The organism is Bacteroides sp. 2201st1_D9_2201SCRN_220225 (assembly GCF_040928965.1).
In the GTDB taxonomy this organism is placed as follows: domain Bacteria; phylum Bacteroidota; class Bacteroidia; order Bacteroidales; family Bacteroidaceae; genus Bacteroides; species Bacteroides stercoris.
Genome location: NZ_JBCODG010000084.1, coordinates 1 through 9,303, shown reverse-complemented (window position 1 = coordinate 9,303; position 9,303 = coordinate 1). Strand labels below are relative to the sequence as shown.

General features: G+C 44.9%; 11 protein-coding genes. 3 read left to right on the top strand and 8 right to left on the bottom strand.

Annotated features, from left to right (window positions below):
• The coding region (locus tag AB5903_RS19455; protein WP_368118126.1) for a hypothetical protein at positions 1–234 on the top strand (234 nt) is incomplete at its 5' end.
• A gap of 145 nt (positions 235–379) precedes the next feature.
• Positions 380–964 carry a UpxY family transcription antiterminator gene (locus AB5903_RS19450; RefSeq protein ID WP_368118125.1) on the top strand — a complete coding sequence of 195 codons (585 nt, stop codon included), beginning with the start codon at positions 380–382 and terminating at the stop codon, positions 962–964.
• Between the two features lie 92 nt (positions 965–1,056).
• On the opposite strand, the gene AB5903_RS19445 is transcribed toward AB5903_RS19450, so the two are convergent.
• From AB5903_RS19445 to AB5903_RS19435, 3 genes are read right to left on the bottom strand one after another with little or no spacing between them, the layout of a single operon-like run.
• Entirely contained in the window at positions 1,057–1,497 is a 441-nt protein-coding gene (locus tag AB5903_RS19445; RefSeq protein ID WP_117666971.1) for an N-acetylmuramoyl-L-alanine amidase, read from the bottom strand.
• Positions 1,498–1,500: 3 nt separating this feature from the next.
• Positions 1,501–1,602, bottom strand: coding sequence for a smalltalk protein (locus tag AB5903_RS19440; protein ID WP_151878525.1), 102 nt, complete (start codon positions 1,600–1,602; stop codon positions 1,501–1,503).
• A gap of 54 nt (positions 1,603–1,656) precedes the next feature.
• Complete coding sequence (locus tag AB5903_RS19435) at positions 1,657–2,157, bottom strand: DNA-binding protein (RefSeq protein WP_117908025.1); 501 nt, start codon at positions 2,155–2,157, stop codon at positions 1,657–1,659.
• A gap of 256 nt (positions 2,158–2,413) precedes the next feature.
• On the opposite strand from AB5903_RS19435, the gene AB5903_RS19430 reads away from it, so the two are divergent.
• On the top strand, positions 2,414–2,638 hold the full coding sequence (locus AB5903_RS19430; RefSeq protein WP_117908023.1) for a DUF4248 domain-containing protein: 225 nt from the start codon (positions 2,414–2,416) through the stop codon (positions 2,636–2,638).
• A 120-nt stretch (positions 2,639–2,758) separates the two neighbouring features.
• Here AB5903_RS19430 and AB5903_RS19425 read toward each other — a convergent pair whose 3' ends face one another.
• From AB5903_RS19425 to AB5903_RS19405, 5 genes are all read right to left on the bottom strand, one after another.
• The gene (locus AB5903_RS19425) at positions 2,759–4,738 is read right to left on the bottom strand and encodes an AAA family ATPase (RefSeq protein WP_368118124.1); all 1,980 of its coding nucleotides are present in this window, start codon (positions 4,736–4,738) and stop codon (positions 2,759–2,761) included.
• A gap of 31 nt (positions 4,739–4,769) precedes the next feature.
• On the bottom strand, positions 4,770–5,699 hold the full coding sequence (locus tag AB5903_RS19420; protein WP_368118123.1) for a hypothetical protein: 930 nt from the start codon (positions 5,697–5,699) through the stop codon (positions 4,770–4,772).
• 664 nt (positions 5,700–6,363) lie between these two features.
• Positions 6,364–6,924, bottom strand: coding sequence for a hypothetical protein (locus AB5903_RS19415; protein ID WP_368118122.1), 561 nt, complete (start codon positions 6,922–6,924; stop codon positions 6,364–6,366).
• The gene (locus AB5903_RS19410) at positions 6,905–8,017 is read right to left on the bottom strand and encodes a glycosyltransferase family 4 protein (RefSeq protein WP_118086816.1); all 1,113 of its coding nucleotides are present in this window, start codon (positions 8,015–8,017) and stop codon (positions 6,905–6,907) included. Before AB5903_RS19410 ends, AB5903_RS19415 begins: the two co-directional genes overlap by 20 nt.
• A gap of 18 nt (positions 8,018–8,035) precedes the next feature.
• Positions 8,036–9,133, bottom strand: a complete 1,098-nt coding sequence (locus AB5903_RS19405) for a polysaccharide pyruvyl transferase family protein (RefSeq protein ID WP_117907211.1) — start codon at positions 9,131–9,133, stop codon at positions 8,036–8,038.
• Positions 9,134–9,303: the final 170 nt, after the last annotated feature.

The following is a 9,303-nucleotide window of genomic DNA, read 5'->3' as shown; positions in this document are numbered from 1 at the left end:
GTTTACGTATGCCGTGCCGACTATACGCATAAGAACGACTACCAGCTCATCAACGAGCTGTACGCCAACAAGCGTTTGCCCGGTCTGTGCACCGTTATCAACGGCCTGGACATGAAAAAGAAGAAGTACGGCTACTATTACGGCTACGGCAAGTACGGCAGGTACTACGGCTACGGCAAGAAATACGGCTATGGCTACGGGTACGGTTATGGCGATACTTCCGATTCGAAATAAGATATTCACCCCATAAGCCTGGGGAACTTCTACATGCAATGCTGTCCTTGTTTCCGGGCTTATTTTTTGTTTGTTTGCTTGTATGCTGTGGCAGCAGAGCGCTGCTGCCCGGCATACTTTTTAACCCAACCGAACGTAAAAAACAATGCAGAATACGAATCACATAGAAACAAAAACCAATACAGCATCCCGCCAATGGCTGGTGGCCTATGTACAGTCGTGCCTTGAGAAAAAGACTGCACAACGGCTTGCCGCTATGGGCATCGAGTGCTACCTGCCCGTCCAGAGCGAGATCCGCCAGTGGAGCGACCGCCGCAAACGGGTAGACTGTCTTGTGATTCCCATGATGATATTCGTGCATGTCACTCCGCAGGAACGGCCTCTCCCCCTGAGCCTGCAGGCGGTCAGCCGCTATATGGTACTGCGCGGCGAAAGCACTCCCGCCGTCATCCCCGACGAACAGATGGACCGGTTCCGCTTCATGCTCGACTACAGCCCCGAAGCGGTGGAAATGTGCAGCGCCCCACTGGCTCCCGGCGATGCCGTGAAAGTAATAAAAGGGCCGCTTGCCGGACTCGAAGGGGAGCTTATCACTGTGAACGGGAAAAGTAAAGTTGCTGTGCGGCTGGATATGTTGGGGTGTGCGCATGTGGATGTACCTATAGGATTTGTCGAGAAAAAGGGGGAGGGAATGGAAGGACAAAAGAACAAAAAGACAAAAGAAATATAGAAGGCAAAAGAGATACAGAAGAGGAGGCAACAAGAAGAAAAGGCTGTACGATGATTTTACTATCACCCTACAGCCTTTTCAGCATCCCGCTATCAGAATTCCTTCCCTACATCAAAGCAGGGACATTGCTTGGTCCACTCCATGGGTTCCACTTCCCCGTTTCCGTTCAGGTCGGGACTGAGGTCTCTGTGCCCCACTACACACGTACCGGGATATTCCTGTAATAACTTTCCCACCAGCACACTCAGCGAATGTCGCTGCCACTCTGTCCTCGTATCTTTCGGATTTCCGTAACGGTCCAGCCCACCTTCATAACAGATGCCTATCGAGTGAGCATTGTAGCCCCGCACATGCGCCCCCACTTTGCTTACCGGACGGGTAGCCAGGACTCTTCCGTCACGCCGCACATAGAAATGATACCCCGTTCCATCGAACCCTATAAGCCTGTGAGAAGCCTCCAGCGCCTGTTCGGTCAACGCATAGTTCTCGCGCGTGGAGCTACAATGGATTACTATCAGGTCAATCGCTCTCATCTCCTAATAGTTCATCGCATTCGCACCAAACACACCCAGCACAGCCGAAGCCACTGCAATTACCACTTTCAAAATCGTATCCCAAAAACCTTTACTTTTTCCCATACTTCTTTTTTTCAATTTAAAAATTTAAAATTCATCATTCAAAACACCTTATCCTTATCCCAACGGGTTCTCTTCCTCACCGCCGGCATTTCCGCCGCCGTTGCCGCTGCCGCCCGATGTCTTGTTGTCGTCGGACACCAGCTCGAAATTGATATTGTTGGGTGCGCCCTTCGTGGTGGCAACCGAGTCGTTCACCAGTCTGAGCGTAGTGGCGACCTTGAAATTAATCCGCACCTTGTCAATATTCTTCACCGTACAATCCTTGGGATTTTCCGTAGCCACACAGTGAAACGAAGTGCGGAAGATACCGAAATCATCCAGACGGACACTGTTGCCGTCGGTCAGCTTCTCGCGCATGTTTCTCACAATTGCCTTGCCCACGTGCAGCACATCCTCTGCCGACATACCTCCCAAAGCCTCTATTTCTTCCGAGATGCGTTTCAAATCATACATCTTCGCGTCGCGCGGTTTTCTTTTCAGGATATAAACCAACGGAGACGTCTTGTCGCCAATCTTCTTGTAGCGCTGTGCGCGTACCACCAATGCTGTTGCCATAATTCTTAAGTTTTAATTGTTAATTGTAAATCATTCATCGCTCAATCCGAAGGGGCCCTTTCTTCTGACCGGCGATACAAAGATAGCACCTTCCCTACCCGCTTCCGCCCCTTTCCGCTCCTTCGCACATCATTGCACACCATAAAGCGTTTTTCTGCAACTTATGACGCCTTACGACGCGATAAACTCTCCTTTTTTCTTTCGCAAACCACTAATATTCACTAACTTTACATCATAAAAACAAGTAATAAAGAATATGGAAAAATCCTCTTTCATCCCCCGCAGCTACAGCAAAAGCGAGCTGGCAATCTTATACAGTCCCAACATCACGCCCAAGGCAGCCGTCCGCAAGCTCAACCGCTGGATAGCCTTCAAACCCGGACTCCTGGAACAGCTTGCCGCCACCGGCATGCTTCCCAATGCCAAGTGCTACACTCCGATTCAGGTGCACGTCATCGTAGAAGCATTGGGAGAACCATAGCCCCCGAAAAGCCAGGCGTTTAAAAGCCGAATGCCCGGAGTTTACATCTGAAACTCCGGGCATTCCAGCCTGAAACACAAGGCATTCCGGGAGCAAACACCCGGTCTTTCAGGAGCAAACTCACGGGGTTACCAGCCCCATCCACGGCAGCCTGTCCTTATCCAGAACCTTCCCCTGCATCTCGGTCATTATCTGTTCCTCCGACTCCCGTTCGTCATACCGCCCGCACGGCTGCCTCACAAACAGCACGCTTCCCGTCCGGCACAAATCCTGGTCACGCACCTTCAACATATCCAGCCGGGTATAGCGCCTGTCCGGTTCCTCGATGCGGCTTATGGAAAAGATGAAATCGGCAAGGTTCGCCCAGTTGGCGCTGCCCGAAATGGTATACATGTCTATCTCCTCCAGCTCGTTCTTCCCGTTCAGCTTTTTCAGGCTGCGGGGATGCGCCACGATAATCACCCAGACACCGTTGTTACGCCCCCACGCCTGCATCTGCGTCAGCATGCCCTTGATGGCCTGCGTCTCCGTGTTGTAGCGTCCGGTTTCCATTTCCATAAAGAGATATGGGTCGATGATGAGATACTTCAGCGGCATGGTACGTTTCACCCGCTCCGCGCGCTCTATGATGTTGGCGGGCGTGGGCGAAACCTCGTGCAGGTCCAGATGCACCATGTGTCTGTCCATGAAAGAGACGATGGGCTGCAACTGTTCGCGGGTGTATGCCGCCGTGTTCACCTTGCCCAGCATCAGGCGGATAAGATTTGCCATGTGTTTGTTCTTGTCGGGAACCTCAAAGGAGAGGTAGCACACGTTACGCCCCGTCTTGGCCATGAGGCGGCAGGTCAGGTCGTTCAGAAAATCCGTCTTGCCGCTGTTGGGCTTTCCGGTGGCAATTATCAGTCCGCCCTGGTCGGTTGGATGGAACACCCGGTCGGTAAGCGGACCGTAACCCACATCGTAACCGTGGTCGTAATTGCCGTTCAGCACGTTCATAATCTCATCCGCACGTTCGCTCACGGTGATGATGTCCGACGTACGGTGCGGACATGCCGAGCCGATAATCTCGCGCACCACATCGGCGCCGTACGCCACAAGCACGTCGGATATGTCCTTGCAGCCGCCGGGCAGGACGGTGAACAGGCATCGCGTACCGAAATAGTCGGCAAGATGCTTCACAAGCGTTCTTCCGGGCAGGTCGCTGTCGCCGCAAATCACCAGCTCCTGCACCCGGTCCAGCCAGGGGCGGAAAGCCTCGAAGCCTTTGGAAAGGTCGCTTGCCGCGCCGTTGGGCACGCTGATGACATACGGGTAGCCCGCCTCGCGCAACGTCAGCACATCCCTTTCCCCTTCGGTGACAATCAGGCGCGGAATATTCTCTTCGGCAATCAGCAGCGGGTTAATGCAGTCGATGTTGTAAGGCGGGCAAGGCGTAGTGGGCGAATCCTGGCTCCAACATTTGGTATAGCCGGAAGCAGTGGCGTCACACGAGCGGTACTTCACGTTGACGGGCTGCCCGTTGATATAGTTCACATAGGCGATGCACTGGTACATCATCCCCGCAGCATTCTTTTTATCCTTTCCGTCCTTGCTGTCCTTGCCTCCGAAGCAGCGGTGCACCAGGCAGCCGATACGTGCGTCGATGGCTGTTTTCAACGAGATTCCCATATCGGCAAGATAACGGCGGGCGGCAAGCTGTCCGGTATCGGAAGTCTCCGGGTCATCGGTCAGCGGTTTGATTTTGGCAATTACCTCAGGCGACAGCCGCTTGTAGTCTTCGGGAATCATCGACACCTCAAATGCGGCGTTCCCTCCGCCTGCCGATGCCATACCGCCCGGCTCTCCTTTCCCGGCACTTTCCTTCGCCATCGGCGAAGCTCCCACCGGACTCCCGGCATCCTGCCATCCCGTGCTTCTGCGCTCTGTCCAGAAGTCCTTCAGCTTCCCGTGAAAGTCGCACCCCGCATAAAAGCAGCAGTACAATCCCGTATCGCGCGAAATGGCAAGATGTTTTTTCCCGCACTTGGGACACTCTGCTATATAATTCTTCCCCGCTCTTCTACGCTCGGGAAAATCACTCAAATAATAAAACGGCTTCATCCTCCGAAATTTATAATTTATAACTCATAACTCACAACTCCCCCCATTTTCCACTCAGCACGTTCCACTCCGCTCCCGCTCCCGGGCGGGGCGGTGCATTGTCCGGTATGTTCACCATCCCTTCCAGCGGGTCATCGTAAAAGCGCAGGCCGCTTTCCTTATCCGTCCACTCAAACTCGCAGAGCGGATGGTTGTTGCGTTGTTCACTCCGCATGTCGGCAAGGTTCTGTACCCGTTGCCGCCTTCCGGCATCCGTGGCATCTTTCAGCATCCGCAGCCCGCCGGCGGATTTCAGCAGGTTGTTCAGCCAGCACAGCCGCCCTACATGGGTGGATTTCATAAAGCGTTCCTGGCTTGCGAAGTAAGGCACCAGCAATTCGTTCACCAGGTACACCAGGTTGGCGCAGGCATCTTCGCGCGCCAGTCCCTCCTTCTGCTGGAAGCCGTCGATGAGCGGAGTGAAAATCCGCATCTTATCCATCGGATTTTTGTTGATGAGATGAAAGAAATTACGTGCGGCTTCCAGACTTTTTTCCGCAGAAGAAATCCTTCCGGAGGATGTATTATTCTTATTATCCTGTATAGTATATATATTATATATATCCTCCTGCGGTAATTTTACCGGTAAAGTTTCCGCGGAATCATCCGTTTTTTCTTTCTCTTTCCAGAGGTAGGAATAGAACGAACTCATCCCGTACACATTGTCGCCGGGTACGATGCCAAACGCTCCGCTCAACCTGACCGCTTCCACCAGATACCGCGCGTTCTTAAACTTCAGCGCCTTGCTGATATCATAGAAATTCTCTACAGGATAAACCGCATCCTCGTTCATGTAGGCAGTCATCCCCAACATCAGTTCCAACAGCTTTGCAATGGTGGAATCCGTAATTTTCCGACTTTTCCACTGCCCTATGGTCTTTTGCAGCTCCCGTACGGAAAGAGTAGTTTTATGTGCTTTCATAGCATTTATATTTTAAATTGTTTTAAAAACTGTTGCAAAGGTATACCTTTGTACCCAAATTACCTGTACCCACTATGTAGGTACAGGAATCAAATATTTCTATTTTATTAACTAAAACAAATTTATTATGAAATCGAACAGATTTATTTCCGATCATCCGGAATTCGGTGCATTCCTCAAAAAAGAACTGAAACAGCTTGATATCCGAAGAGAGGCATTCCGTTCCACCTGTCACATGAAGCAAAACTATCTTGAGGACATAAAAAAGGGCTCCATAATTATGAGGTAGACAGCTACGAGATCATTCTGAGCGCATTTAAAGAGTTCACAACACCGGAAAACGCACAACGTATCTATCGGGAAGGGGTAAAGACTTTATTTCCTAAGCTGATTTTATAAAAGATAACCCTGTATCTCAAGGGCTATAAATACAAAGAGATGTCTCTAAAAAAAACTCAACTTTTTTCATAAAAAAAGTTCTTTTTTTCACGAGACATCTTTTTACTTTTTATGAGTTTTGTAAATTATACCTTATCCTTTTAAAGGGTGTGGCAACAGGTCTGCCAAGCCCTTTGAGTAATTATCATCATATTTGTGGACATGATATTGGAAGTAATTCATTCATTACGTGAAATCCACAAAAAATCAGATAAAACGCTATTTATTAATTATTTATTGCTGCAATATGATTTATTTTATCTTCTTCTGAATTAAATCTATCTCTAATTTTTTTGGCAGGTACACCCGCATAAATGGAATAAGCCTCCGTATCATGGGTAACAACACTTCCTGCGGCAATTATTGTTCCTTCTGCAATATTAACCCCGCTCATAACAATAGCCCCGTAACCAATCCACACATCATTACCGATAAATGTTATTTCATTACTTCCTTTCCAATTATAATCAAAATCTCGAATACATTTTGATAAACGGACAGGCGTACCTATTTGTTGATAATTATGGTCATACTTTCCTACAATACCAACATTATTAGCAATTATCACATTATCTCCTATAACACAATTGGTCTCAATTATAGAATATTTACCTATATAAAAGTTCTTTCCTATCTCAATACGACTACGCCCCCATATAAACACCCCGCGTCCACAGTGAAACCCTTTGCCTATTTTGTACTTCCGCCAAACTATGTGCTGATAATACAAATCTCTAAAACGCTTTAAACAATGAATTAAAAACATATTATTTACTTTCAAAACCATTAATAATATCTTGATAGAATTCTTCAAAACTCTTTGGCATCAAGCTACAGTGTCCACCTTTTTTTGCCCTATCGAAAGTCAATATCATCTTCTTCTTTAAATCCTTTTCATCATCACTCTTAAATACATAGCCATTTATACCGTCTGATATCAATGTATGTGCACCTGCATGATCTGAAACCAAAGTAAAACAACCACCAACCAAAGCTTCATTCACAACAGCTCCGAAAGCCTCTTGATAGCTTGCTAAAACAAAAAAATCTGCTAAATAATACCAAGCATATAAATCATCACCATATAAACTTCCTGTTTGCAGTATATTATCTTCGAGCCCTAGTTCGTGAATCATTTTGTCAACAATCGATTTCATTTCTCCATCACCAACCAATACCAATAAATTGTCATCTTTCTTCACTTCAGCATATGCTTTTAATAATAGAGGCAAGTTTTTTACCGAAACAAATCTACCAACATAAAGCAATATTTTTTTATTCCCAATAGAATATTCATTACTATACGACTCTGCTTTTTTCCTATTAGCATTAATTTTCTTCGCTAACAAGATATCATCTTGTATTATAGGAAAATATATAAATTTACACCTTGCCTTAGGATAAAGGTTTTCAAGGTAGATTTTAGTTTTTGTACTTACCACAAGGAAACCATCAACCTGTTTTACTACAAAGTTTCTTAAACGTTTACGGTTCTCTGAATAAGATTCAGCCATCTGCAAACTATCATCACATGTAATAAATAGTCTAAACTTATAAAAATAACGGCTACAAATAGCAGCTAAAGTATTTAAACCGTATTCATGCGCCAACACAACATCAGGCTTAAACTCTTTTATAGCCTTAAAATAAATTGTAGATAATAAATGCCGACCTATATATCTTCCTTTATTGTAATAATGATAATCAAACTGAGCCTGCTCATTTATTTTCTCTAAGTTAAAGCCCAAACCTGATATTTCATTTGGATGACCTGTTAATATAACCTTTACTTCATAATCCTTAGCCAACCGATTATATACATCAATTCTATAAGTTGCCAAATATGGATGGAATATTAATAGTCTTTTCTTATTTTTCATATCTACACCGACTTTATATTAAGATAATGCTTTCTTTAGAAAATCAAAAGATTTCACTCTCAACTTATTAACTTGTTCATCTACATTATCCCAATCTATTTGCGCTTCGAGTTGAGTTATGAAATTCTTTTTCGCATCATATATGCGCTCTGTCAAACCTAAATTTTTTAACAAATCATAAAATCTAAGATTTTCAGCAGAACTATTTCCCTTTTGGGGAATAACAAGGAAAGGAGTTTTCATCACAATACTAAAAGCAACACCATGAAAAGAAGATGTTATAACATATCCAGCATCATGTATCAATTGAAGCCACTCTAAAGGGTCAGGAGATTTCAAAGAACTGTGTTCAAAAGCAAACTCTGCGCCTTGAATAGCAGTTGTTATTACCTCCATATTATTACTTTCAGCATAATTTATAATATGTTTCCATGAAATATCCTCTAAACTGTTTATCGGATTTACCCAATAAGAAAAGATATAAGGTTGTTTAACTACTCTACCTTTTTGTAAAAAAGCTTCATAATCACTTTTGTACAGCAATAGTGAAGGATCACATACACAAACCGCATCGCCACGTCCAAAAGTCTTGCAATAATCAACTCCTGCTCTCTCTCTCACAGATATATAATCCATACCTTTTAACCTCCATGTAAAAAGTATTTTATTTAGGAGACCTGTTTTAGGACTTCCAAAACTTGCTGCATAAGATATCTTCTTTGTCCCTTTTGGAGCAAAAACTAAATATCGTTCAGGAGAAAGACCAGCCCATACTTGATCGCTACCTGTTATATAAGCATCTGCTTGGGGAGGATTTTTTTTCAATTGAGCAAACGAATTATATTCCTGTTTCGTCTCACAAAGGAACTTGTTTTCAAACAATTGAAAGCCATCAACATTTTGATGCTTATAGCTACGATTTCTATCTTTTCGCTTCAATAACAAATTTGCTAACTTATATTTCAACGTAACTTTATCACCTGAATTAAAACGTAACCAAGCAGTCTGATGACCACATTTTTCCAAATATTTTTGCAAGGCAAAATACTGCAATATAGAGCCATAATTATTGGCTATCTTTATCCATGCATATGATGAATACACACAAATTCTCATAATCGTTTAATATTAAAATATAATGCATAAAGTCCTGTCCTCAGCATAAAATGCTTAATCCAAAACTTAATTTTAATTTTTTGATTCTGATTAACAATACTTCGGTAAATTTTTACCGAAAGATTAAAAGTTAAACAATAGAACCGGCAAAAGCTGGTTCGGAAACACTA

Bases quoted from the DNA above. Each gene is read 5' to 3' on its own strand.
- AB5903_RS19450 (WP_368118125.1), top strand. From the start codon at position 380: ATGCAGAATACGAATCACATAGAAACAAAAACCAATACAGCATCCCGC.
- AB5903_RS19445 (WP_117666971.1), bottom strand. From the start codon at position 1,497: ATGAGAGCGATTGACCTGATAGTAATCCATTGTAGCTCCACGCGCGAG.
- AB5903_RS19440 (WP_151878525.1), bottom strand. From the start codon at position 1,602: ATGGGAAAAAGTAAAGGTTTTTGGGATACGATTTTGAAAGTGGTAATT.
- AB5903_RS19435 (WP_117908025.1), bottom strand. From the start codon at position 2,157: ATGGCAACAGCATTGGTGGTACGCGCACAGCGCTACAAGAAGATTGGC.
- AB5903_RS19430 (WP_117908023.1), top strand. From the start codon at position 2,414: ATGGAAAAATCCTCTTTCATCCCCCGCAGCTACAGCAAAAGCGAGCTG.
- AB5903_RS19425 (WP_368118124.1), bottom strand. From the start codon at position 4,738: ATGAAGCCGTTTTATTATTTGAGTGATTTTCCCGAGCGTAGAAGAGCG.
- AB5903_RS19420 (WP_368118123.1), bottom strand. From the start codon at position 5,699: ATGAAAGCACATAAAACTACTCTTTCCGTACGGGAGCTGCAAAAGACC.
- AB5903_RS19415 (WP_368118122.1), bottom strand. From the start codon at position 6,924: ATGGTTTTGAAAGTAAATAATATGTTTTTAATTCATTGTTTAAAGCGT.
- AB5903_RS19410 (WP_118086816.1), bottom strand. From the start codon at position 8,017: ATGAAAAATAAGAAAAGACTATTAATATTCCATCCATATTTGGCAACT.
- AB5903_RS19405 (WP_117907211.1), bottom strand. From the start codon at position 9,133: ATGAGAATTTGTGTGTATTCATCATATGCATGGATAAAGATAGCCAAT.